The sequence below is a fragment of the Enterobacter sp. UCD-UG_FMILLET genome (assembly GCF_000762975.1).
Classification (GTDB): Bacteria; Pseudomonadota; Gammaproteobacteria; order Enterobacterales; family Enterobacteriaceae; genus Enterobacter; species Enterobacter dykesii.
This window is the reverse complement of record NZ_JRJC01000036.1, coordinates 11,685-36,037: the sequence shown is the minus strand read 5'-3', so window position 1 is coordinate 36,037 and position 24,353 is coordinate 11,685. Positions and strand designations below refer to the sequence as shown.

Annotated in this window: 17 protein-coding genes and 2 pseudogenes; all 19 read left to right on the top strand. The window is 55.0% G+C overall.

All coding sequences use genetic code 11. The features are described from left to right. Positions 1 to 2: 2 nt before the first annotated feature. Positions 3 to 1,874 (top strand): type VI secretion system baseplate subunit TssF, encoded by a 1,872-nt coding sequence (gene tssF / locus LA04_RS15250; protein ID WP_047652263.1) that lies wholly within the window; start codon positions 3 to 5, stop codon positions 1,872 to 1,874. Then, a pseudogene (gene tssG / locus LA04_RS15245) lies at positions 1,871 to 2,873 on the top strand (type VI secretion system baseplate subunit TssG). Before tssF ends, tssG begins: the two are co-directional and overlap by 4 nt. 38 nt (positions 2,874 to 2,911) lie before the next feature. After that, complete coding sequence (tssH, locus tag LA04_RS15240) at positions 2,912 to 5,527, top strand: type VI secretion system ATPase TssH (protein WP_047652262.1); 2,616 nt, start codon at positions 2,912 to 2,914, stop codon at positions 5,525 to 5,527. A gap of 24 nt (positions 5,528 to 5,551) precedes the next feature. Then, positions 5,552 to 6,970, top strand: a complete 1,419-nt coding sequence (locus tag LA04_RS15235) for a serine/threonine protein kinase (protein ID WP_047652261.1) — start codon at positions 5,552 to 5,554, stop codon at positions 6,968 to 6,970. Positions 6,971 to 6,990: 20 nt separating this feature from the next. Further along, the gene (locus LA04_RS15230) at positions 6,991 to 7,794 is read left to right on the top strand and encodes a hypothetical protein (RefSeq protein ID WP_052119558.1); all 804 of its coding nucleotides are present in this window, start codon (positions 6,991 to 6,993) and stop codon (positions 7,792 to 7,794) included. Next, complete coding sequence (locus tag LA04_RS15225; protein WP_047652260.1) at positions 7,778 to 8,209, top strand: hypothetical protein; 432 nt, start codon at positions 7,778 to 7,780, stop codon at positions 8,207 to 8,209. Before LA04_RS15230 ends, LA04_RS15225 begins: the two co-directional genes overlap by 17 nt. Positions 8,210 to 8,297: 88 nt before the next feature. Then, entirely contained in the window at positions 8,298 to 10,226 is a 1,929-nt protein-coding gene (locus LA04_RS15220; RefSeq protein ID WP_047652259.1) for a type VI secretion system Vgr family protein, read from the top strand. An 11-nt stretch (positions 10,227 to 10,237) separates the two neighbouring features. Then, positions 10,238 to 11,032, top strand: a complete 795-nt coding sequence (locus LA04_RS23135) for a DcrB-related protein (protein WP_052119557.1) — start codon at positions 10,238 to 10,240, stop codon at positions 11,030 to 11,032. A 2-nt stretch (positions 11,033 to 11,034) separates the two neighbouring features. Then, a pseudogene (locus tag LA04_RS23130) lies at positions 11,035 to 12,298 on the top strand (polymorphic toxin type 46 domain-containing protein). Further along, positions 12,291 to 12,638, top strand: a complete 348-nt coding sequence (locus LA04_RS15205; protein WP_045630822.1) for an immunity protein Tsi6 family protein — start codon at positions 12,291 to 12,293, stop codon at positions 12,636 to 12,638. The pseudogene LA04_RS23130 and the gene LA04_RS15205 overlap by 8 nt, the downstream one beginning before the upstream one ends. Positions 12,639 to 12,842: 204 nt before the next feature. Further along, complete coding sequence (gene tri1, locus LA04_RS15200) at positions 12,843 to 13,913, top strand: ADP-ribosylarginine hydrolase Tri1 (RefSeq protein ID WP_047652717.1); 1,071 nt, start codon at positions 12,843 to 12,845, stop codon at positions 13,911 to 13,913. A gap of 192 nt (positions 13,914 to 14,105) precedes the next feature. Further along, positions 14,106 to 14,486: an immunity protein Tsi6 family protein gene (locus LA04_RS15195; RefSeq protein ID WP_047652258.1), complete on the top strand. Its 381-nt coding sequence runs from the start codon at positions 14,106 to 14,108 to the stop codon at positions 14,484 to 14,486. Between the two features lie 348 nt (positions 14,487 to 14,834). Then, positions 14,835 to 15,269: a hypothetical protein gene (locus tag LA04_RS15190; RefSeq protein WP_047652257.1), complete on the top strand. Its 435-nt coding sequence runs from the start codon at positions 14,835 to 14,837 to the stop codon at positions 15,267 to 15,269. A gap of 59 nt (positions 15,270 to 15,328) precedes the next feature. Further along, complete coding sequence (locus tag LA04_RS15185) at positions 15,329 to 17,251, top strand: type VI secretion system Vgr family protein (RefSeq protein WP_047652256.1); 1,923 nt, start codon at positions 15,329 to 15,331, stop codon at positions 17,249 to 17,251. After that, positions 17,244 to 17,741, top strand: a complete 498-nt coding sequence (locus LA04_RS15180; RefSeq protein WP_233443262.1) for a hypothetical protein — start codon at positions 17,244 to 17,246, stop codon at positions 17,739 to 17,741. Before LA04_RS15185 ends, LA04_RS15180 begins: the two co-directional genes overlap by 8 nt. A gap of 76 nt (positions 17,742 to 17,817) precedes the next feature. After that, positions 17,818 to 18,372, top strand: a complete 555-nt coding sequence (locus LA04_RS15175) for a hypothetical protein (protein WP_233443263.1) — start codon at positions 17,818 to 17,820, stop codon at positions 18,370 to 18,372. A 3-nt stretch (positions 18,373 to 18,375) separates the two neighbouring features. Further along, positions 18,376 to 19,452 (top strand): hypothetical protein, encoded by a 1,077-nt coding sequence (locus LA04_RS15170; protein ID WP_047652253.1) that lies wholly within the window; start codon positions 18,376 to 18,378, stop codon positions 19,450 to 19,452. A 75-nt stretch (positions 19,453 to 19,527) separates the two neighbouring features. Beyond that, complete coding sequence (locus LA04_RS15165) at positions 19,528 to 19,968, top strand: DcrB-related protein (protein ID WP_023330599.1); 441 nt, start codon at positions 19,528 to 19,530, stop codon at positions 19,966 to 19,968. Positions 19,969 to 19,971: 3 nt separating this feature from the next. Continuing rightward, complete coding sequence (locus LA04_RS15160; RefSeq protein WP_047652252.1) at positions 19,972 to 24,342, top strand: RHS repeat-associated core domain-containing protein; 4,371 nt, start codon at positions 19,972 to 19,974, stop codon at positions 24,340 to 24,342. Positions 24,343 to 24,353: the final 11 nt, after the last annotated feature.

Here is a 24,353-nt window from a genome sequence, read left to right as displayed (position 1 = left end):
TCATGGAAAGTAAACTGCTCGAATATTACAACCGCGAGCTGGCCTACCTGCGCGAAATGGGGGCCGAGTTTGCCGAACGCTATCCTAAAGTCGCCGGCCGGCTGGGCATGCGCGGCATCGAAGTGGCGGACCCGTATACCGAACGTCTGATGGAGGGCTTCGCCTTCCTGACCTCCCGCGTGCAGATGAAAATGGACGCGGAGTTTCCGCGCTTCTCCCAGCGTCTGCTGGAGATGATTGCGCCTAACTATCTCGCGCCCACGCCGTCGATGGCGATCGCGGAGATTGAGCCCGACAGCAGCCGGGGCGACCTGAGCAAGGGCTTCATTGTGCCGCGCGGCACCATGATGGACAGCCTGGCGCTGAAAAAAACCGGCGTGACCTGCAGCTATACCACGGCGCACGAGGTCAACCTGCTGCCGCTGAAAATCGACAAGGTCGAACTGGGCGGCGTGCCAGCCGATTTGCCGCTGGCGCAGCTGGGGCTGAGCCAGCAGGGGATCGGCAGCGCCTTGCGGATCCGCATCGCCTGCGACGGCCCGCAAAACCTCGGGCACCTGGATTTCGACCGTCTGGAATTCTTCCTCGGCGGTCCGGATATTGAAGCGCTGAAGCTGCTGGAGCTGGTGATGGAGCACCACGCCGGGATCGTCTGTCAGACGGTCAGCCCGCAGCCGCAGCGACAGCTGCTGGCGTCGGATGCGCTGCGCCAGGAGGGCTTTGATCCTGACCAGGCGCTGCTTCCGGACGATCTGCGCAACTTTGACGGCTACCGCCTGCTGCAGGAGTACTTTGCGTTTCCGGCCCGCTTCCGCTTCATTAGCCTGAGCGGTCTGGGCAAGCTTATCCAGCGCTGTGAAGGCGAAAAAGCCTTCGACATCTTCATTCTGCTGGATAAGTCGGATGAACAGCTGGAGCGGGTGGTCGATGCCAGCCATCTGGCGCTGCACTGTACGCCGGTCATCAACCTTTTCCCAAAGGTCGCGGCGCGTCAGAAGCTGAATGAAGGCCAGCATGAATACCATCTGGTGGTCGATAACATTCGTCCGCTGGATTATGAAATTTACGCGGTCAAAAAAATCTATGGCAGCGCGGACGGTCAGCGCGATGACCAGACGTTTCGTCCATTCTGGAGCACCTGGAGCGGCGATGCGGGCAACTACGGGGCCTATTTTTCCCTGCGCCGCGAACAGCGCGTGCTGTCCGAGCACGCCCTGCGCTACGGCACCCGCACCGGCTATATCGGCTCGGAGGTGTTTGTTTCGCTGGTGGATGAACAGCACGCTCCGTGGCAGGAAAACCTGCGCTATATCTCTGCCGAGGTGCTCTGCACCAGCCGCGATCTGCCGCTGATGCTGCAGCAGGAGCTCGGGCAGTTCATTGTAGCCGACTCCATGCCGGTGAAATCCCTCACCCTGCGTAAAGGGCCGACGCCACCGCGTCCGGCGCTGGCGGAAGGGTTCAGCACCTGGCGGCTCATCAGCCAGCTGCAGATGAACTACCTCAGCCTGATGGACAGCGAAAACGAAGACGGCGCGGCCGCGCTGCGCCAGCTGTTAGGGCTGTACGCCAACCTGGCAGAAACGCCCGTTGCGCGCCAGGTGGATGGGGTACGCCACTGTGTGCTGGAGCCGGTTCACCGCCGCGTGCCTGAACCCGGCCCGGTCGTTTTCGCCCGCGGGATCGGCATTACCCTGACGGTGGATGAGCGAGCCTTTTCCGGCGCCAGCCCGTGGCTCTTTGGCAGCGTGATGGAGCGTCTCTTTGCCCGCCTGGTATCCATCAACAGCTTTACGGAATTCACCCTGAAGAGTCAGCAGCGCGGCGAGATTGGCTACTGGGCGCCGCGCATGGGTAAAAGGGCGCTGATATGAGTGACGCTGCCACTGCACCGCTGCGCGTGCATCGCCTGACCCGGCTGCCGGACGCGTTCTGGCACGGAGTCCGTGAGACGCCCTGGCGCTACGATCTGTTTCAGCTGTTAAGGCGCATTGATGCCCAGGGCGGCGAGCGCTACCCGCTGGGACGCGCGCCGCTGCCTAAATTTGAACCGCTGCGCATCGGCCAGCAGCCGTCGATGAGCTTTGCGCCGTCGACGCTGGCTCAGGTCCGCCAGCGGGAGGAGAGCGGGCTGCATGATGTATCTATCCTCAGCTTCGGCCTGTTTGGCCCGAACGGCCCGCTGCCGGTCCACATGACCGAATACGCCCGCGAGCGTATTTATCATCATCAGGACACCAGCCTCAGCGCGTTTGCCGACCTGTTCCATCATCGCCTGACGCTGCTGTTTTACCGCGCCTGGGCGGATGCGCAGCCAGCGGTCTCTCTGGATCGCGCCGATAACAGGCGCTTTGAGGGGTACCTGGCGTCGCTGATTGGCATGGGCCAGCCGGGGCAGATGAACAAAGGTAGCCTGAGCTCGCATGCGCGATTTACCCACGCCGGACACCTGACCCGGCTATTTTAAGGCGCCGGTCAAACTGGTCAGCAACGTGCCGCAGTGGATGCCGCTTTCCACGCGCGAGCAGGCGCAGCTGGGAGCAGGGCGCCGCATGCCGCGCATGGGGGAGTCCGCCTTTCTCGGCGTCGCCGTCCGCGACGTGCAGCATAAGTTTCGCATCGAGATTGGCCCGCTGAGCGCGGAGGAGTACAACCGTTTTCTGCCGGGGGAAGCGTGGGTCACCGAGCTGCGCGACTGGGTGCGTCAGTACGCCGGGGTGGAGTTTGAATGGGAAACGCGGGTAATCCTGCGTGAAGACGCGGTGCAGGGCACCACGCTCGGCAGCAATGGGCGATTAGGCTATAACACCTGGCTGGGCCTTCAGCCGCAGCCCGTCCCGCGTGGCGATCTGGTGTATCGCGCAGAGCGGTAATCCTTCCGTATACCGAATCATTGTTAATGGAAACTAACATGTCAGAAATTAGCCGTGCCGTGCTTTTCGGCAAACTGGATACGCTGTTATTTACCTCTCTGGAAAGCGCCACTGCGTTCTGCAAGCTGCGCGGTAACCCGTACGTTGAGCTGGTGCACTGGCTGCATCAGCTGATGCAGCAGCAGGATGGCGATCTGCAGCAGGTCATCCGCCACTTTGCCCTCGATGAACAGCAGCTGACCCGCGATATCGTTGCCGCGCTGGATGTCCTTCCGCGTGGCGCCAGTTCCGTTTCCGATCTCTCCGAGCATATCGACAGCGCCGTGGAGCGCGCCTGGGTGTTTGGATCGCTGAAGTTTGGCGTCAGCCGTATTCGCGGCGGCCATTTGCTGATCGGCCTGCTCAAAACCTGGAACCTGGCTAACGTGCTGAAAAGCATCTCGGCGCAGTTCACCCGCCTTAACGTCGAGGTGCTTATTGAGCAGTTCGACGCTATCTGCGCCAACAGCAAAGAGACGCAGCAGGCCGCTGCCGCCGCAGACGCACCGGCGGGTGCGGTACCGGCGGCGCAGGGGACGCTGGCCCAGTACGGTCAGGACCTGACCGCCCGCGCCCGCGAAGGGAAGATTGACCCGGTTGTCGGGCGCGACGAGGAGATCCGCCAGATGGTGGATATCCTGATGCGTCGCCGCCAGAACAACCCGCTCCTGACCGGGGAAGCCGGGGTCGGGAAAACGGCGGTGGTGGAAGGGCTGGCGCTGCGTATCGCCGACGGCGACGTGCCGGAGCCGCTGCAAAATATTCAGCTGTGGCTGCTGGATATCGGCATGCTGCAGGCAGGCGCAGGCATGAAAGGCGAGTTCGAGGCCCGTCTGCAGGCGCTCATTAACGAAGTCCAGTCCAGCGCCACGCCGATCATTCTGTTTATCGATGAGATCCACACCCTGATTGGCGCAGGCGGCCAGCAGGGAACCGGCGATGCGGCGAACCTGCTGAAGCCCGCCCTGGCGCGCGGTCAACTGCGCACCATCGGCGCCACCACCTGGGCGGAATACAAAAAATACATCGAGAAAGACCCGGCGCTGACCCGCCGTTTCCAGACGGTGCAGGTTCACGAGCCGGACGAAGCGAAAGCCATTCTGATGCTGCGCAGCACCGTGTCACCGCTGGAGACGCACCACCAGGTGCTGCTGCTCGACGAAGCGGTCAGCGCGGCGGTGAAGCTGTCCCATCGCTACATCCCGGCGCGCCAGCTGCCAGACAAAGCCGTAGCCCTGCTCGACACCGCCTGCGCCCGCGTCGCGGTCAGCCAGAGCGCGCCGCCGGCGCAGCTGGAAGACTGCCTGCGCCACCTTGCCGCGCTGGATGTGGAAATTGAGATTGCGGAGCGCGAGGCGCGCGTGGGGGCCGGTGATGCCGATCGCGTGACCGCTTTACTCGCCGATCGCGACGCGTATGAAGCAAAACGCGAAGCCCTGTCCCGGCGCTGGGAAGAAGAGCGCAGCCTGGTGAAGGAGATCATTCGCCTGCGCGCGGCGCTGTTCGCGGCGGGTGAGGAAGATAGCGCTGAGCTGCGCGGCCAGCTGGCGGAACAGCAGCAGGCGCTGAACGCCCTGCAGGGCGATGAACCGCTGCTGTTTGCGGCGGTGGATGAAAACGTGGTTGCCGCGGTGGTCTCTGACTGGACCGGGATCCCGCTGGGCCGGATGGTGAAAAACGAGATCGACGCGGTGCTCAACCTCGCCGACACGCTAAACCAGCGCGTTATCGGCCAGCGTCATGGTCTGGATCTCATTGCCCGCCGCGTGAAAACCTCGCGGGCGAAGCTGGACGATCCGAACAAACCGGTGGGCGTCTTTATGCTGTGCGGCCCGTCCGGCGTCGGTAAAACTGAAACCGCGCTGGCGCTCGCCGAATCCCTCTACGGCGGCGAGCAGAACGTTATCACCATCAACATGAGCGAGTTCCAGGAAGCGCACACCGTTTCCACCTTAAAAGGTGCGCCTCCGGGTTACGTAGGGTATGGTGAAGGCGGGGTGTTGACCGAGGCCGTCCGCCGCCGTCCGTACAGCGTGGTGCTGCTGGACGAAATTGAAAAAGCGCACCCGGACGTCCACGAGATCTTCTTCCAGGTCTTTGATAAAGGCTGGATGGAAGACGGCGAGGGGCGCCACATCGATTTCCGTAACACCATCATTATTCTGACCTCCAACGTTGGCACCGACCTGATTAGCGCCATGTGCGCCGATCCGGAGCTGATGCCGGAGCCGGACGCGTTAAGCGGCGCCCTGCGCCAGCCGCTGCTGGAGGTCTTCCCACCGGCGCTACTGGGCCGCCTTCTGGTGGTGCCGTACTACCCGCTCAGCGACGAGATGCTGGGGCAGATTGTTCGCCTGCAGCTCAAGCGCATTCAGCGTCGTCTGGAAGAGAATCACAGCATTATTTCTGAGTTTGACGACAGCGTGGTGGAACAGATTGTTCAGCGCTGTACCGAGGTGGAGTCCGGCGGCCGCATGGTGGATGCTATTCTGACCAACACCTTGCTGCCTCAGATGAGCCAGATCTTACTTACCGCCAGCCGCAGCGACGAGCAGTACCGACGTCTGCACGTCACCTGCGAGCAGGGCGAGTTTCACTGTCAGTTTGCCGCGTAATAATCATCAAGAGAACTGTAAAAGATGACGGATAATGATAACAATCGGACTGTCCCAAACGCGCTCCCGGTCGGGTACCGCTTCAACGAGTTTGAAATCAAAGAGGTGATCGGCGGCGGCGGTTTTGGCATCGTCTATCGCGCGTGGGATCACCAGCTCGAACGCACTATCGCTATCAAAGAATTTATGCCTTCCTCGCTCGCCGTGCGCGGCGACGACATGACCCTGGTGCTGCGAAGCGAGCGTTTTGGCAAAGCGTTTTCAGCGGGCCTGAACAGCTTTATTCAGGAGGCGCGTCTGCTGGCGCGCTTTAACCACCCGAACCTGCTGCACGTTCTGCGTTTCTGGGTGCAAAACGACACGGCCTACATGGGGACGCTGTTTTACAGCGGCACCACGCTTTCGCGCCTGCGCGAAGAAAAGCCGGAGCTGATTAACGAGGCCTGGATCCGCCGCACGCTGCCGATGCTCTTTGGTGCGATCAAGACCATCCACAACGAAGGCTACCTGCACCGCGACATCTCGCTGGATAACATTCAGATCCAGGATAACGGCCTGCCGGTGCTGCTTGATTTCGGCTCCGCGCGCCGCACCATCGGTAACCTCTCCGACGAAACGGAAACCATGCTGCGCCCGGGCTTTGCGCCGATCGAGCAGTACACCGACGACAACGAAAGCGAGCAGGGCCCGTGGACGGATATTTATGCCCTCGGCGCGGTGCTGCGTACTCTTATTGTGGGTTCTCCGCCGCCGGTCAGCGTGGTGCGCTCTATTCAGGATACCTGCAAACCGCTGGTGGAAATCATGCCGCAGGGCTATTCCATTCCGCTGCTGCAGGCCATCGACCGCGCGCTGGCGCTGCACATGGAGGACCGTCCGCAGTCAATCGACGAGTTCGCCGCGCTGATAGAGATGCCGGTCGCAGGTATCAACGACGTGCTGACGGCGAAAAAGCCCGGCACGATGCTGGTTCCGGTCGAAGACGAAAAACCGGCTTCGCTGCTCGACTGGCGCCGCTACAAGATCCCGGGCATGGTTGCCGCAGGCGTGCTGGTGGGTATCGTCGCCGGGGCGATGCTGTTCAGCGGCGGTAACGATGCTCCCGAGCAGGCTGCACAGGCGCCGGCAGAGACGCGTCCGACTGAGACCGCCGCAAACGCGCCGGACGTGAAGCCGGAAACGGCGAAGGTTAACGAGCAGGCGACTGCCCAGCAGACTCCGCCGCCTGTCGAGAGCCCTGTTGCGCTGGTCTATATCCGCATCCTCGACGGCGAAACGCTGAAAGTGAACGGCGAGCCAAAAGCGCTGCGTCCGGCGACCAACGGCTATGCATCGCTCAAGCTGCCGGCCGGTGAGGTGAAGATTGAACTGCAGGGCAATGGAAGAACGCGTGGCCAGACGCTGGATATTACCAAGCCGGGCACCTGGCTGGTGAATCCGTAAATAGATAAACAGGAGATTTTATGGAAGTGTACGATCTTCGAAACCAAAGGCTTCATCCAAAGGAATTTGAAAAGATTGTCTCTCCTGTTTATGCCCGGAGCGATGTAGGACGCGAGTTTGTTGTGGTACGCGGGGTGTCAAATCCTTTCCACAGCATAGAGGGTTTGACGTTACGACATCGCTACGAATTTAATCCTAACGCGGTTTTTGATCCGCTGTATGCACAAAATCTTAATAAGATCGAGCGCTTAATTGACACGGGTGCAGTAGTGTTAATTGACCGGCGGCAACGGACAAAGGCGACTTATCCTTTTTTCATATCAGAATCAGGAGAGTTATTTTGTGTTGATGAAACGCGTTATAACTCTGCTTATATAAATTATGTCCTTGAGCGTTATCGTAATAATGTTGCTCTGTTCGGCAAACCCGCGCCAACGAGAGATACATTTGTTCCTGTAACGGCTCACTATGGTCCGGGATACTGGAAAACGGTAGACAATGATTATCATGGCACGAAAAATGTTCTGGTAATGGTGATAAACCGTTTAACAAGCATGGGGGATGAGGGGCGAGTTTTTGGATCGGACGGTAAAGATTATATGAATACCTCACGTGACAAAATTCAACAATGGACCCCTTTACCCGCAGAGTTGGATAGCACTTCGCGGGCATTACTCTCTGAACAGTCTGTCATCAGACGTTATGGAGAAAAGCGCTCTATTTACCAAAAGTATCAGGAAGGGGATGATGCCTGGGCTATTGGCGGTAAATCATGGCATTGGATCCCAGGAGTAAGAGAAGAAGATTATGAGTTTAAAAAGTAAGTTATGGTATTTCTGGGGATGTATGGATGTTCTGGCGGTCTTACTTTACTGCATTAATGCACTGCGGCAGGATAGAGTTCCATTTATTTCAGATATTATGGCTTTTAACAGCCTGACAAACGATGTCTCAGGCGGCGGACTGGTAACGCTCTTTTTCATTTTAGATCTGATTCTTTTACTATCGCTTATTGCATCAGCCTGGTTTTTCTTTAAAAGAAAGACCTACGCAATTAAATTTGCACTGTTTCAGGAAGTTTTCCGTCTCATCTCGTTCAGATTTTCAGTGCCACTATTCCCTGTATTAGTAAGCATGTTTGGTGTTTCGAATGTTTGGCTAAATTTGGGGTTGTTTGTGTTGTCGGAATTTTTAAAGATCTATTCGCTGATTTATTTTAATAAAAAACAGCCTGCATAAATTAAATGCCTGGGTTTGAAGAGTATTCAGCACGGCAGGTTTGTTACAGAAATCCTTTGTATCGCATAAGCCATATGGATTAACGATTATGCTCAACCGAATTACCGTTCAGCTCCCGGTGGAGGGGCTTCTGTTCTGGAAACTGACGGGCCGCGAGGCGATGTCCGAGTCGTTCGCGCTGACGCTGACCGTGCTCGGCACGGATGCGCGCATCGACCGCAGCAAACTGCTGGGCCAGCCGGTCACGGTGACCATCCCGATGCAGAGCCTGCTGACGTCCCGCTATGTTAACGGCAAAATTACCCGCGTGGCGGTCAGCGCCGTTGAGCTGACGGGCACCCGCTATGCGGTGTACCAGCTGACGGTGGAGCCGGACCTGTGGCCGATGAAGCGCGACCGTAACCTGCGTATCTTCCAGGGACAGACGGTGCCGCAGATTGTGAAAACCCTGCTGGCTGAGCATCAGGTCAACGTTGAGGACAAACTCACCGGCAGCTACCGGGTGTGGGACTACTGCGTGCAGTATCAGGAGTCGAGCCTGGACTTCATCAGCCGCCTGATGGAGCTGGAGGGGATTGCCTATCACTTCCGCCACGAGGCGGACAAGCACACCCTGGTACTCACCGACGCCGCGACGCAGCATCAGCCGTTCAGCGGCTATGAGGTCATTCCTTACCACCAGACGCCGTCAGGAGGCAGTACGGACGAAGAGGGCATCAGCCAGTGGGCGCTGGAGGACAGCGTGACGCCGGGGATTTACAGCCTCGACGACTATGACTTCCGCAAGCCGAACGCGTGGCTGTTCCAGGCCCAGCAGAACCCGGCGTCGCCGAAGCCGGGCAGCATTGACGTGTACGACTGGCCGGGCCGCTTTGTGGACAAAGGGCACGGGGAGTTCTATGCCCGCATCCGTCAGGAGCGCTGGCAGGTTGAACATCAGCAGATTCAGGCCACCGCGACGGCGGCAGGGATTGCGCCCGGGCACACCTTCACGTTAACCAACGCGCCGTTCTTCAGCGACAACGGGGAGTATCTGGTGACGGCGGCGGGTTACCACTTCGAAGAGAACCGCTACGCCAGCGGCGAGGGGGAAACCCTTCACCGCACCGATTTTACGGTCATCCCGTCGGCGGTGGTGTACCGCCCGGCGCAGTCCACGGCGTGGCCGCGCACCTACGGCCCGCAGACGGCGAAGGTGGTGGGCCCGAACGGCGAGAGTATCTGGACGGACAAATACGGTCGCGTGAAGGTCAAGTTCCACTGGGACCGCCTGGCGAAGGGCGATGACACCAGCTCCTGCTGGGTGCGCGTGTCGAGCGCGTGGGCGGGCCAGGGCTACGGCGGGGTGCAGATCCCGCGCGTCGGCGATGAGGTGGTGGTGGACTTTATCAACGGCGACCCGGACCGTCCGATTATCACCGGTCGCGTGTATAACGACGCGAGCATGCCGCCGTGGGCGCTGCCGGCTGCGGCGACGCAGATGGGCTTTATGAGCCGCACAAAAGACGGTTCCGTCGACAACGCCAACGCCCTGCGCTTTGAGGATAAAGCGGGCGCAGAGCAGGTGTGGATCCAGGCCGAGCGCAATCTTGATATTAACGTCAAAAACGACGAAACACATTCTACTGAAAAAAATCGAACCCAGTTTGTTGGCGAAGATGAAACCTTACGGGTAGCGAAAAATCAGAAATCAGGGATTAAAGGTGATGTGGTATGCCTGACGGGGAACAGTCGAAACGATAAAGTCGTTAATAATTTTATACTTTCCGCAGGAAATACGCTGAGACTGGAATGTGGTGAAAGCGCCATCGAGCTATCAAAAGACGGCAGCGTCCATATCATTGGTAATAACTTTAACTTTACTGCGAAACAGAATGCGCAAATTAATACGCTTTCCGGCGAATTACACTTGAACCCTGATGATGGACAAAATGTCATCGATCCGCCTGGCGCATCCCTTCAGGGTGAAATCCAGCAGGAAGTGGATAGTTTTTTTGTTATTAATGGCAATAAGTAAGAGTAACCCGAATGGCTGAATATATTCTTCAGGAAGCATCCCTTGCCTTACCCGATGTATTTAAAGACAGAACCATGAATTTATTTACCCTGAGTGATAACGGAGCCAGCGAGTTTACTTTTGTTGTTTCTCGTGCGAGTGCTAAAAACGAAGACAAAGTCCATGATGCGGCAACACGGCTGGTACGTGAGCTGGAAATTACGGTGCCCGACTTTCGTCTCGAATCCTCTCAGATGACCTCTGTTGATGGTCTCCCGGCGGTTGAGCTTTTTTATCAATTCAAAAATGATAATGCGATCATTTTCCAGAGGCAGACCGTTATTTTGCTCGGTGACCATCCTGGCGGCCAAAAGATGGTGTGTTATATCGGTACTTGCTCGGGCGAGTTTAGCGATTATTATCATAGTCAATATCAGGAAATTATCCGCAGTATTAAGTTCCACAAACCGGCTCAGACTGAAACTAAAGAAATGCTTGCTGCCGACAGCCAGGGGCCATTTTTTGCGCTTGATAGTGAGAGTAAGGTATTGAGTGTCTTTGAAAACATTCAGGAACTGTATGGACACCTTTCGCTTCAGCGGGCGAAAGAGGGGCAATATTTGCTTTTTGAAAAGCAGGGTAAACCACTCAGTATTGCACCCGTTCCGGACAGCCAACCTCTTCGTTACGCGCTCTGGACGGCTTCCTCAGACAAATCACATCACTTGCTTTCACAGCTTTCCGTATGCCGCCAGGTCTCTGGTTCTGACCAACTTAATACACCCGATCGGATACGTGGGTATCTGATGGCACAGCGAGCCGAATAGCCATGTCCGAATGTCAGGCTGCTCGCGTAGATGATGAGATTGCACATACAGCCTCAAAAGGCCTGGATGATTGCAGGATTGGTGGGCGGAGCCATTCTGGGGGCAGCTGCCGTAGTCGTCACCGGAGGGACCGCGCTGGTTGCTGTTTCCGCCGTTGCGGCTGGGGCGTGTGCTGCGGGTGGCTTGGGTGAGCTCCTCGGCAGTATGTCATGGGCTCCACGCCATACTACCGGTACGCTAAAAGAAGGTTCACCCAATGTCTTTATCAACAGCCGAAAGGCTATCCGCGCTCATCTGTCAGCCGGAGAGTGTGATGAACACAGCGGTAGCCTGCAACGGGTTGCGGAAGGTTCGATAAAAGTTTACATCAACAACTTTCCCGCCTCTCGCACGGGCGATAAGTTGACATGCAGCGCTGAGATTAGCCAGGGATCGCGTAATGTTATCATCGGCGGAAGCAAGGTCCAGACCGATGAAATAAGTCCTGAAATCCCGGAATGGGTGAACTGGACGATGCTCGCCGTTGGTGCCGGAGCCATGGCGGTGCTGGCCAGTCCGGCAATCGCACTTCTGAGTACCCTCGGTGCGATGGGCGGTGGGACAGTCGGTAGTTTTGCGGGGGGAATGCTGTTTGGCGAAGGTAGCGACGGTCAGAAATGGGGGATGCTGATCGGCTCGGTTATCGGCGGCGGGACTGGCATGAAGGGCGGGGCGAGGTTTGATGCGTGGCGGGCTGGTAAGCCTGTTCTCGAACCGGTTAAGCCAAATATCTCGGCCCGAAGAGCTGAACTTAATGAAAAATTTGGACGCACGGGTGATCTCAATAGGGATATTACAGCAAGAGGAAATAAAGAACTGGCAAGAAACTGGCTCGAATCTAAGGGGTTCACACCACAACAGATTCGTGACTTTGATAATGGTATTGATTATACAAACAGAGTGAGTGTTGAAACGATAAATAGAAATAAAACACTCTATCAAAACCAGGTGCCAGGTGGTCGACAGGGAAACTGGTATGCTCTTCGAGAAGATGTTAAACCAACAGAGTTGGGCATCAATCCAAAAGGTACCATTTATGGCACTGATCAAGTTGTTGATAAAGTAGCAAAACCTTATGTTTCACAGCAAAAAGTCGAGATGTTACGTAGTACTTCTTTACCCGCGCTTGATACTTGGTCAGTGAAAGATGTACCCTATCAGACAAAAGGTGGGGCAATACAAATGCTTTCAAGCGAAAAGGATATATTTAAGGTGACTCATGAGTAAAGAAAATTACACCGCGCTGGATTATATCGATGATGCTATTGATGCAATAAATCATCGATTAGAAAAAAATCCTACATTTTCTTTATATGTTATGGCGAAGAATCAGTTGGATTATATTAAATCTATTCTAACTGGTGCTGAAAAAGATAAAAGTAAATTGCACACATTGAATCTTGGAGTGCTTGCATCCAAAGAGTTTGATACCACCGATGCAGAACTTGCTCAGCATTTGTCTAATGCTAATTATATTGCTTCGCAGATGGGGCAAGGATTAAAGATCATTCTTCCGCATGAGCAAGACGTAGAGTACCTGAAAAGGCAAAAAAGATATCGCAAGTGATAAGTAATTTTTGATGAAAGGTTTAAATGTGATTATGCTGATGTCTAAAGATTTTTTTTACTCTGACTATAATAAATACTTGCTATCAATCTCCATATGCAAAGTAATTAAGCAGTTTGATTTCTCGGGGAAATAAGAGGAAGTGATGCATTATAACATCCATGTTAAGTTTCTCTGGATTAATCCGTTTTTAAAGAATGCATGATGGAAGATCTTCACAGCAAAGACTCAGTAATCAATCATTACGCCGATCGTTATCATATCTGCATGCCAATTAATTTCCGTAGAGGAATAAGAAGCAATAGTATAGATGCGTCGAATTCATCTCTCCCATGGGATGTAACATTGCCTTTAGTCACAACTGAAGATGTTTCACGTGATAAAGCGCTTGGGGCGCTGGTGGGTTTGGCTGTTGGGGATGCAGTCGGCACTACTCTTGAGTTTAAGAAAAGAGACAGTGAACATGTAGTGGATATGATTGGCGGTGGGCCTTTTCAATTAAAACCTGGGGAATGGACAGATGATACGTCCATGGCATTATGTCTGGCGGAAACTTATCTTTCAGAAAACAGAATGCATACCGATGTACTTAGACAATATCTCCTGAAATGGTACCTAAATGGGGATAATAGCAGTAATGGTCGTTGTTTTGACATAGGGAACACGACACGATTTGCGCTTGAACAGTATATGCGCGTTGGGCCTTCCTGGTATGGTAATACAGAAAAGCACACGGCTGGTAATGCTGGTGTTATTCGTCAAGCCCCGGTATCTATCTTTCGTCGAAAATCGTTGCGTGCGATTTACTTCGAATCCCAGGCTCAGAGTCGAGCAACTCATGGTGCAGTAGAGTCAATTAATGCATGTCAATTTCTCGGATTAGTATTGCACTATTTAATTAATGGTTATCAAAAAGAACAAGCTTTTTCGCCTCATGTTTTCCCATTATGCGCGCGTGTAATGATCATTAACGCGGGTGAGTATAAGCAAAAAACTCGCGATGAGATTCGTTCAAGTGGTTATGTTATCGATACGCTTGAGGCCGCGATGTGGTCGGTATGGAATACGGATAATTTCCGCGATGCAATTCTGCTGGCCGCCAATCTTGCCGATGACGCTGACAGCGTTGCGGCGGCGGCGGGGCAAATAGCTGGAGCATTATATGGTTATTCCGGTATTCCCCAAGAGTGGAAAAATAAACTCGTGCAACACGAACGTATCGCCACAATGGCAGGTGAGTTATTCGATAGAGCACCTGAGGACAATTTTTTATAATTGTATGATTCCTATTGCACGGCTATTGTAGCGTGCCATTCTTAATGATAATCACTCATTGATAAAAGGTGGTTTTTAATTTGTCCTCTTGCCTCTCTTATTTTCTTAAATAAAAGGCGGTGATTAATATTGTAAAGTGGAAGTGGTAGGATATAATAAACGTATTCTCATCTAATAATTTAACTCAATATAATGAATGAAATAACAGTCTTGGATTATGTTGAAAAAGCATTAACTTTAGCAAAGAAGAGATGTGCTGAGGTCAAAAATCTCAATCCTAATTCCTCGCTTTTACAAATGTACGACTCTATTGTGCAACAATTGTTATTTCTACGGGATTTAATCGAAGGCAAGGAAAAGGATAAGGCGAAATTATGGAAGATGACGTTCGGTATGTATGCAGCGAAGGAGTTTGATAATTCGGATGAGTTGTTTTTTGAAAGGTTGTCGGATGCCTGGTTTATTGTTGATCAAATCCGCCGAGGATTAAAGGTTAGACTCCCGCATGAGGTTGATGCCAATTACAGAATAAAACAACAAAATCTTAAAATGAAATACCCTGATGAATTTTAGCGTTCATATTAAATATATTTTATTATGAGTGAATGGTGATTGATTTACATGCTAATTTGAATGTGTTGTTAAAATATGTAGATAGATATCGTAAGTACTTACCTGTTAGCAATCTTTCAGGTCAGCAGAAAATGCAGTATAAATATAATGACAAACTATTAGAATCATCTTTTGATTGCGATACACAAAAAATAATGGGACTTAACACCATTATGTAACATCTCACTAGCAGAATTGCGAGATCGTGCTGTTAGTGCGCTTATTGGGTTTGGTTTGGCAAAACAGTCTGATGCGAATAGGTTAGATGGATGCCGAAAATGATATGATATATAAATGTGGAATGTTAAGATGCATTGGTTTTTCTTTCTTCTCTTTCTGGTTTGGGCACTAGCGCTTATCTGGAATGGAAAAGATTTGTTCAACAAAAAACAATGGTTCCTTGCTGGGTTGATGTTCGTTCTGGTGCTAGTGGCTACGGTTGTTATTGGTTTTATGTTGAAATGGTTCGCTCAGTCAATGTCATTATTCTCCGTCGCAACGGCGAAACACTATTCGATTATCTTTTCCATGTCTTTCCTGTGCGTATGGGGTTTAAAGATTACCGTTGTGCTGCTCTGCACGATCTTTTCCGGGATTACAGGAGGGCACAAAAAATACAATGCTGAAAATTATGAAGCAATATCGTCTATAACACGCGTCGTTACGCCTGGCTTACTTATCGTTGCTAAAAGCGTCGTTTCCCTGGGTAGCGTCCTTATGTTTTCAGGTTTATGGCTTAAATAAGCACGATTTAAAAAATATCTCAATGAACACCGAGATTAGCCCATAGTGGAATAAAGATTATGCTCAACCGAATTACCGTTCAGCTCCCGGTGGAGGGGCTTCTGTTCTGGAAACTGACGGGCCGCGAGGCGATGTCCGAGTCGTTCGCGCTGACGCTGACCGTGCTCGGCACGGACGCGCGCATCGACCGCAGCAAGCTGCTGGGCCAGCCGGTCACGGTGACCATCCCGACGCAGAGCCTGCTGACGTCCCGCTATGTTAACGGCAAGATTACCCGCGTGGCGGTCAGCGCCGTTGAGCTGACGGGCACCCGCTATGCGGTGTACCAGCTGACGGTGGAGCCGGACCTGTGGCCGATGAAGCGCGACCGTAACCTGCGCATCTTCCAGGGGCAGACGGTGCCGCAGATTGTGAAAACCCTGCTGGCTGAGCATCAGGTCAACGTTGAGGATAAACTCACCGGCAGCTACCGGGTGTGGGACTACTGCGTGCAGTATCAGGAGTCGAGCCTGGACTTCATCAGCCGCCTGATGGAGCTGGAGGGGATTGCCTATCACTTCCGCCATGAGGCGGACAAGCACACCCTGGTGCTGACCGACGCCGCCACGCAGCATCAGCCGTTCAGCGGCTATGAGGTCATTCCTTACCACCAGACGCCGTCAGGCGGCAGTACGGATGAGGAGGGCATCAGCCAGTGGGCGCTGGAGGACAGCGTGACGCCGGGGATTTACAGCCTCGACGACTATGACTTCCGCAAGCCGAACGCGTGGCTGTTCCAGGCCCAGCAGAACCCGGCGTCGCCGAAGCCGGGCAGCATCGACGTGTACGACTGGCCGGGTCGCTTTGTGGACAAAGGGCACGGGGAGTTTTATGCCCGTATCCGTCAGGAGCGCTGGCAGGTTGAACATCAGCAGATTCAGGCCACCGCCACGGCGGCGGGGATTGTGCCGGGCCACACCTTCACCTTAACCAACGCACCGTTCTTCAGCGACAACGGGGAGTATCTGGTGACGGCGGCGGGTTACCACTTCGAAGAGAACCGCTACGCCAGCGGCGAGGGTGAAACCCTTCACCGCACCGATTTTACGGTCATCCCCTCGGCGGTGGTGTACCGTCCGGCGCAGTCCACGGCGTGGCCGCGCACCTACGGCCCGCAGACGGCGAAGGTAGTGGGCCCGAACGGCGAGAGTATCTGGACGGACAAATACGGCCGGGTGAAGGTGAAGTTCCACTGGGACCGTCTGGCGAAGGGCGATGACACCAGCTCCTGCTGGGTGCGCGTGTCGAGCGCGTGGGCGGGCCAGGGCTACGGCGGAGTGCAGATCCCGCGCGTCGGCGATGAGGTGGTGGTGGACTTTATCAACGGCGACCCGGACCGTCCGATCATTACCGGTCGCGTGTACAACGACGCGAGCATGCCGCCGTGGGCGCTGCCGGCTGCGGCGACGCAGATGGGCTTTATGAGCCGCACGAAAGACGGTTCCGTCGACAATGCCAACGCCCTGCGGTTTGAGGATAAAGCGGGCGCAGAGCAGGTGTGGATCCAGGCCGAGCGCAACATGGACACCAGCGTTAAAAACGATGAAACGCACAGCGTCGGCGGGGCGCGCAGCCATTACGTGAAGAAAAATGAACTCCATCGCGTGGAAGCGAACCAGACTCAGGCCGTGAAGGGTGGCACCGAGATCCTGACGGGTAAAGGCAAGCTGGATGCGGCGGTGGAACAGTACGTCATTGCTTCCGGGACGAAGCTGCGGCTGGTCTCCGGCGAGAGCGCCATTGAGCTGAATGCTAACGGCAAGATTAACCTGATCGGCAAAGAGTTTAACTTCTTCGTGGAAGGGGATGGTTATATCACCACGGGCGGTAAGCTGCATCTGAATACCTCTGGTACAAAACCGGGCACCACGGCGCCGGGTTCCGGACATAAAGGGGATATTGATGCGGCGGTGCAGGCGAAATTTACGGCCAAAGATGAGTAAAGCAGGTGCGGTGCTTATCGCGTTACTAACGACGGGAATGGCTGGAGGAGATGCGCAGAAAAAGGATCTTTGGATGTTCATTTCCGGGATGAGTGCATCGCTTAAGACGTTATCCGTTACAACCCTTAGTAATGCGCCGTTATCGTTTAAAATGACCAGGCAAAATGAATATATCAATTTCTACAATGCCGACGATATCAAACTCGCTGATGGAACGAACATAACCGCAATTGGGTTACGTTTAAGCAATGATAACGATGGCATGGCGCCTTTACTGAATTTTTCATCCTCCTCAGGTCAATGCATAACGCTTGATACCGTTAAAAAGCGCTATCCGCAGCTGAGGTTAACTGATTATCCGCGCGGCCATTCGGAGAACGAAGTGACCAGCTATACAGCGCCAAAAGATATGAATGGACAAAAGGTGAGCTTCAGTTTCACCGTGAAAAATCCTGACTGTCTGGGCTCAGTCGTCATAAGCGCCGAATAAGAAACGCTGCTCCCATGTCCTGGCGGTGTTTCCAGTGGTGAGAAGCGCAATAAATATTCATTGAATGACAACTAATGTGAAAAAACACACTCCGACATTTCTTTGTTCTGCCCTGATGTTTATCTGTCTGAGCAGCAATGTGGTTTTGGCAGAAGCTATGTCGCCCGTTCTGACAAAACAGGATTTTTCCGTCAAGGTTAAAGGCCAGCCTGTCGCATTAGGCGACAGATGGACTCCTGATATTGCCCGTAAAATTGACGTGCCGCTTGAAGGCCATTTTGTCGGTGAGGTTCCTTTTGACGGAACCCAATATAAGTTCTTCCAGCATCAAAAGGCTGGTTTAGCAATATTCACTTCCAACCTCTGGTGGGATAAAGCGGAAAGAAGCGTTGATGATTATATCGTCTCCCAGATTACGCTGACTGCCTCAGATATTTTTACGCCGCGTGGAGTTCATGTGGGTTCAACAATCAGAGCACTGAACAATGCATACGGCGATGGCCAGGTTGAAAATGATTCCGGGGAGCTGTGGGTTTCCTATGAATTGGGTAAGAAATTACTCTCTTTTGAGGTTAAAGACAGTAAGGTTGTAAAAATAACAATGAATTATGACAATGGTTCTTCAGAGTGATTTATGACCAAAAAATATCTGGCAGTCGTATTGTTCACCGCTTTATGGACAGGCGTCTTTGAAACGTCATCGGCGCTTGTATTATCGCAATACAATAAGCTCGATACGGTTAGCCGCATCGTTAACGACAGCGAAGTGACAGATAATCTCAGGGTGTTGCTGGGAAATCATTACCAGACCTTTATTGATAACTTTGATGTCTTTGGTGAACCGCATACCACCACAGGTGGCGGATTGTTTGTTGAAGGCTGGCTAAAGGATCTCTACCAGGAGAATGCGTCCGCGCTGGTCATCAATCCTGACGGCAAAATCTTTGCGGCCTGGGTGGTTCCGGAGTCGGACGTTATTCATTACCAGTCTTCTGATAATAGCCCGGTTATAAATGCCGATATTCAGCAGTGGGCCGCCAGATTCAATGCGATGCATTTTGCAACGAACAGCCAGTCAGGCCTCGCGTTTGACGGGGAGTGGGCTGGAGAATTCGGGAGCGACTCGACGTTAACCCTGCGGTTAGCTGAATCAGGCAACCGTATCACCGGGTCTTATTGCTATATCTCCCAGAGAGGAAACCGCATAGATTGCCCGGAAGATGATGAGCGTAATCTTACCGGTACGATCGATGGCAATCGTGCCAATATTGAATTCAACTCATCGTTTGGCGGCACAGGCGGACGTGCTGTTCTGGAAATAAAGGGGGATGAAATGGAATGGCGTTTAGCCACTCCTCCTCAAAATGGAAATTACTATGCTCCGCTGCGTTATACGTTACATAAAGCCGCTTCGGTTCATAACGCTGAAACCAGAAAGCTCGACACCGAAAAGTTCGCTATTTCTCTTATTAACAGGTGCGGCCATTTCGATAGCGAATGTGACCAGATGGTTTATCTCGGCGTGCGCAAAAGTGATAACAGTACGATCTCCTTAAAGGGAAAAACGTTGCACGACTCTGCAGGTAAAATAATCGGCTCAACGTACAAGAATGGCGATATCGCTTACACCGTGACGTATGCACCCGCGAAATTGGTTGTCAGCAAAGGCAGCCAGGTTTTAGTCGAACAGTCAGGTCAATGGCGTAAATAATAAAACAGCCAGCCAAAGGGCCAGCATGGATTGGCCTTTTTGTTTCTCACAATATTAATCATCCCGAGTTCACTTATGAAATACACCCTCCAGGAAGGTTCGTTTTCCCTTTTTCCTGCTGCCTGGCAGGATAACAGCATGAATATTATTCGCGATGACGAAAGCGGGCTGTCCGTGGTGGTCAGTCGCGGCGTTATCCCCGATGGCAGCGACTATGAACAAGAGTTCCACCGCCAGTGGGATGTGCTGCGTCCGCAGATGGGCGAAATTGCCCAGAGCGAATTCCGGAACGTAAAAGCCGGGCCTGACGGAAAAATTAACGGGCTGGAAGTTGAGACCACCTTTGACCGTAACGGGCAGCGCCTGTGGCAAAAACAGCTGGCCGTGCAGACGCCGGGCAAACCGGTATTGATGATTTTTACCCTCTCGGCACTCAGGGCGTTCACCGAAGAGGACGAGGTGCGCTGGAGCGCGCTTAAGCAGAGTCTGACGCTAAACGACAACCGGAATGTGTAAGGCATGAGCGATAACAACGCGGCCCGTAAGGGCGACGAGATTATTCACTCCAGCATTTTTGCTGACATCACCAGCATTGTGGCGGAAGGTGCCGCCTATGCGGTGATCGGCGCGGCGGTAGGCGCAGCAGCAACCGTAGCGGCGCCATTGCTGGGGGCCGGGGCAGCAGCTGCAGGCGTGGCAGCAATTGGATCCAGCTGTCTGTTAAGCGGGATTATCGGTGGCGTGCTGGCGAACGTGGCGGGGATCACCGACGATATCAGCAACGCCGCTGAGGGGTTAGGCAATGCGCTTTTCCCGCCGTCGCCTGCGGGTAAAATCACTACTGGTTCCAGCAACGTTCTCACCAACGCAATCCCCGCCGCGCGGGCGGCAGGCACGCTGACGCCCGCCGATACGCCGTCCCCTGAGCCGCAGTCGCCGGGCAGCTTTGCCGATTACGCGGGCATGCTGCTTTCCGCCGCCGGACAGTTTGGCAGCGAAATGTGGCAGCCGAGCGTGGCCTCTGCCGCCGCGGGAACCTCACCGCTGGAAGAAGACAAGGTGGCGTGCGAAAAGCACTCCGGGCCGCAGTATCTGGCGGAAGGCTCTAAAAGTGTCTTTATCAACGGGCAGCCCGCGGTGCGCGCGAAAGATCGCACCACCTGCGAAGGCACCGTTTCCGACGACGTCTCCCCGAACGTGATCATCGGCGGGGACACGCTCACGGTCCGCGATATCAAAAGCGGTAAAACGCCGGGTCTGGCGCTGGGGATGATTGCGCTCTCCCTGCTGCGAGGGCGTCCGGGTAAGATCCTGAAAAACATGCCTTGTGCGCTGGCGGCGGCCGGCGGCGGGATGCTGGCCGATATGGCGGTGAATGCCGTGTTTGGCTCCTCGCACCCGGTTCACGCCGCCACCGGCGTGAAGGTGCTGAATGACGACGACGAGCTCGATTTCTCGCTGCCGGGGCGCTTCCCGCTTCGCTGGCAGCGCAGCTACAACAGCCTGACCACCCGCGAAGGGCTGTTCGGCCTGGGCTGGGCAACGATCTTTGACAGCTATCTCACGCTGGAAGATAACAATGCGACCTGGTTCGATGAAACCGGGCGCGAGCTGAGCTTTGAACTGCCGCCTGTCGACCGTGCGTTTTACAGCATCAGCGAAGGCATTATCATCCGCCGTAATGAGAACGGCGACGTGGCGATTGCCGACGATGACGGTGCGGTGTGGCGTCTGTATAAACCGACCCGGGCGAATCCATCTATCCTGCGTCTGGCCTCCCTCAGCGACGAATACAGCAACGCGCTGCTGATAGAGTGGGACGAGCACGGCAGGCTGGTCGGCCTTCACGACGAGCCGCGGGCGATAGACGTCACCCTGCGCTATGACGATGAACGTTTCCCGCAGCGCGTTACCGCTGCCAGCCATTTCGACGGCAGCCAAACCTGGCCGCTGATGCAGTGGGGCTATGACGCGCGCGGACAGCTGGCGAGCGCGACGGATGCCTCCGGCGTGGTGACGCGTGAATACCGCTATAACGAGCACGGGCTGATGGTCTGGCACCGGATGCCTGGCGGTCTGGAGAGCGAATACCGCTGGAAAAAATTCGATCACTGGCGCGTGGTGGAAAACCGCACCAGCACCGGCGACGGGTGCCGCTTTAACTACGATTTAGCCGCCGGGCTGACGACCGTCGAGCACTACGACGGCCAGACGCGCCGCCACTACTGGAACGCGCAGAATCTGATTGTCCGCTACGTTGACGAGCGCGGTGAAAACTGGCGCTACGAGTGGGACGACAACGAGCTTCTGACGCGCCGCATCGATCCGCTCGGCAATGCCGTTACCTTCGTCTACGACGAAATGGGTAACCGGGTTCAGGAGATCGACGCTGACGGCAATACCCGCACCACCGCCTGGCTGGAGCACCGCGCGCTTCCCGCGGCCATTATCGAAGCCGACGGCAGCGCCACCCGGTTCTGGTACGACGAACATCACGGGCTGAAGCGCGTGGTGGACCCGATGGGGCAGACCACGCAGCTGCGCCGGGACGCGTTCGGCCAGGTCGTTGAAGAGGTTGATGCCGCCGGAAAGAGCCGCTACCAGGAGTATAACGAGGCCGGGCAGATCGTTCGTTCGACGGACTGTTCCGGGCGTATTACCCGCTACCGCTACCATCCGCTGGGCTGGCTGGTGGCCGAGACTGGCGCCGACGGGGAAGAGACCCGTTATCGCTACGACGCCGCAGGGCGTCCGGTGCAGCTCGATCGCCCGGAAGGCTGGACGGAATCGCTCAAATGGAACGAACGTGGCCTGCCGGTGAAGCATGCGGGCGCCGACGGTAAAGAGAGTGAGTTCAGATATGATGAGGCAGGGCGCTTAACCGCCACCCGTAATACGCAGGGTGAAGAGGTACGCCGCCGCTGGGACAGCCGCGGGCGTCTGATTGCCCTGGAAAACGAAAACGGCGAAGCATATCAGTTCCGCTGGGGCGCGGACTCGCTGCTGCTGGAAGAGGTAGGGCTCGATGGCGTAGCCTCGCAGTATCGCTACGACGCCTGCGGGCGCACGATAGCGCGCACGTTTGCCGCCGGTCATCCGGAGGCCATCACCCACGCCTTCGCCTGGAGCGCGAGCGGCCAGCTGGTCGCCCGCACCACGCCGGAGGGGAAGACCCGCTATCACTACACGCCGTCCGGGCTGTTAAGCCGGATTGGGCTGCATCCTGCGCTTGCAGCCGACGCGTGGACCACCGAAGCAGAGCAGGAGCTCGCCTTTGAGTATGACGCGCTCGGTCGCGTCACGCGCGAGGCGGGCGAGCACGGCGAGCTGGCGTGGGAGTATGACGCGCTGGGCAACCGGACCTCCGTCACGCTGCCCGACGGCCGCGAGCTCAAGCAGTTTTACTACGGCAGCGGGCATCTGCTCAGCATTGTTCTTGATAAGCTGTCGGTCTCCGATTTTACCCGCGACGAACTCCACCGGGAGACCAGCCGCACTCAGGGGCTGCTGACCACCCGCAGCGAATACGATCGTCTTGGGCGACTGCATCGCCGGGACGTCTTTACCGGCAATGCCCAGCGCCCGTCGCCGCGCCGCTGGTCCCGCCGCTGGGATTACGACTATCGCAATAACCTGGTGCGGGAAGAGCGGGACGATAACCCGTTCAGCTGGTACCGCTGGCAGTACGACAGCGCCGGGCGCCTGCTCGTTCAGGACGGCACGCTGCCCGGACAGGAGCAGTGGCGCTGGGACGCTGCCGGTAACCCGCTCGAAGGATCTGCAGAGAAGGTTACGCACAACCGCCTGACGCAGCTGAACGGCGTTCGCTGGCGCTATGACATCCACGGCCGCACCGTGGAAAAAGATAACGGCCAGACCCGCTGGCACTACCGCTACGACGGTGAGCATCGCCTGACGGAGGTCATCAGCCAGCCTCGGGACCGCAATAAACCGCAGACGCAGGTCAGCTTCCGCTACGATCCGCTCGGGCGACGCATCAGCAAAACGCGACGCCAGATGCTGGGCGGACAGCCAACCGGTAAGCTGGTCACCACCCAGTTTGTCTGGGAAGGGTTCCGTCTGCTGCAGGAGCTGCACGGGGATGTGCCGCTGACCTACGTCTACAGCGATCAGGACAGCTACGATCCGCTGGCACGTATTGATGGTGTGGATGCTCCGGAGATCTTCTGGTTCCACTGCCAGCCCAACGGCACGCCGGAGCGGATGACCGATATCGAAGGGCAGGTGCGCTGGGAAGGGGTCAACAGCGCCTGGGGCAAGCTGCTGCGGGAAAGCGAGACGCAGGTATCAGGATATTCTCAGAACCTGCGGATGCAGGGGCAATACCTGGACCGTGAGACAGGGCTGCACTACAATCTGTTCCGGTATTACGACCCGGACTGCGGGCGGTTTACGCAGCAGGACCCGATAGGACTGGCGGGGGGGATAAACCTTTACCAGTATGCGCCGAATGCGCTGGGGTGGGTGGATCCGTGGGGGTTAGCATTAAAGGGAGTTGACTTTACAGGAAGTCCAGATCTTTTCCCTATCAATGGAACGAAACAGAATATTGTATCTATTACAATGCAAGGAACTCGAGATAGAGATTTCACCGAGGCTTTCAAGGCAGCCGGTATTTCTAAAAGCGAAGCAACCGGATATACATGGCATCATGTCGATGATTTTGACCCAGCCACAGGAAGGACAACAATGCAATTAGTAAAAACTTCTGCGCATGAAGCTACTTTCCCACATAAAGGCTCAGTCTCACAATTCGAGAAATATTTTGGCGTAAAATATGGTTCCCAAGAAGCCATTGCTGTTTCTCATTCTAAAGGCTGGTTGAAGGGGCGAGTCCCGAAAAAATTGCGTGCAAACTGTCACCAGTGAGGTATAAATCA

Coding starts and splice junctions, on each gene's coding strand:
- LA04_RS15180 (WP_233443262.1), top strand. CDS start 17,244: ATGAGTAAAGCAGGTGCGGTGCTTATCGCGTTACTAACGACGGGAATG.
- LA04_RS15230 (WP_052119558.1), top strand. CDS start 6,991: ATGGAAGTGTACGATCTTCGAAACCAAAGGCTTCATCCAAAGGAATTT.
- LA04_RS15205 (WP_045630822.1), top strand. CDS start 12,291: ATGAGTAAAGAAAATTACACCGCGCTGGATTATATCGATGATGCTATT.
- LA04_RS15165 (WP_023330599.1), top strand. CDS start 19,528: ATGAAATACACCCTCCAGGAAGGTTCGTTTTCCCTTTTTCCTGCTGCC.
- LA04_RS15190 (WP_047652257.1), top strand. CDS start 14,835: ATGCATTGGTTTTTCTTTCTTCTCTTTCTGGTTTGGGCACTAGCGCTT.
- LA04_RS15235 (WP_047652261.1), top strand. CDS start 5,552: ATGACGGATAATGATAACAATCGGACTGTCCCAAACGCGCTCCCGGTC.
- tssH (WP_047652262.1), top strand. CDS start 2,912: ATGTCAGAAATTAGCCGTGCCGTGCTTTTCGGCAAACTGGATACGCTG.
- tri1 (WP_047652717.1), top strand. CDS start 12,843: ATGGAAGATCTTCACAGCAAAGACTCAGTAATCAATCATTACGCCGAT.
- LA04_RS15220 (WP_047652259.1), top strand. CDS start 8,298: ATGCTCAACCGAATTACCGTTCAGCTCCCGGTGGAGGGGCTTCTGTTC.
- LA04_RS15160 (WP_047652252.1), top strand. CDS start 19,972: ATGAGCGATAACAACGCGGCCCGTAAGGGCGACGAGATTATTCACTCC.
- LA04_RS15195 (WP_047652258.1), top strand. CDS start 14,106: ATGAATGAAATAACAGTCTTGGATTATGTTGAAAAAGCATTAACTTTA.
- LA04_RS23135 (WP_052119557.1), top strand. CDS start 10,238: ATGGCTGAATATATTCTTCAGGAAGCATCCCTTGCCTTACCCGATGTA.
- tssF (WP_047652263.1), top strand. CDS start 3: ATGGAAAGTAAACTGCTCGAATATTACAACCGCGAGCTGGCCTACCTG.
- LA04_RS15185 (WP_047652256.1), top strand. CDS start 15,329: ATGCTCAACCGAATTACCGTTCAGCTCCCGGTGGAGGGGCTTCTGTTC.
- LA04_RS15170 (WP_047652253.1), top strand. CDS start 18,376: ATGACCAAAAAATATCTGGCAGTCGTATTGTTCACCGCTTTATGGACA.
- LA04_RS15225 (WP_047652260.1), top strand. CDS start 7,778: ATGAGTTTAAAAAGTAAGTTATGGTATTTCTGGGGATGTATGGATGTT.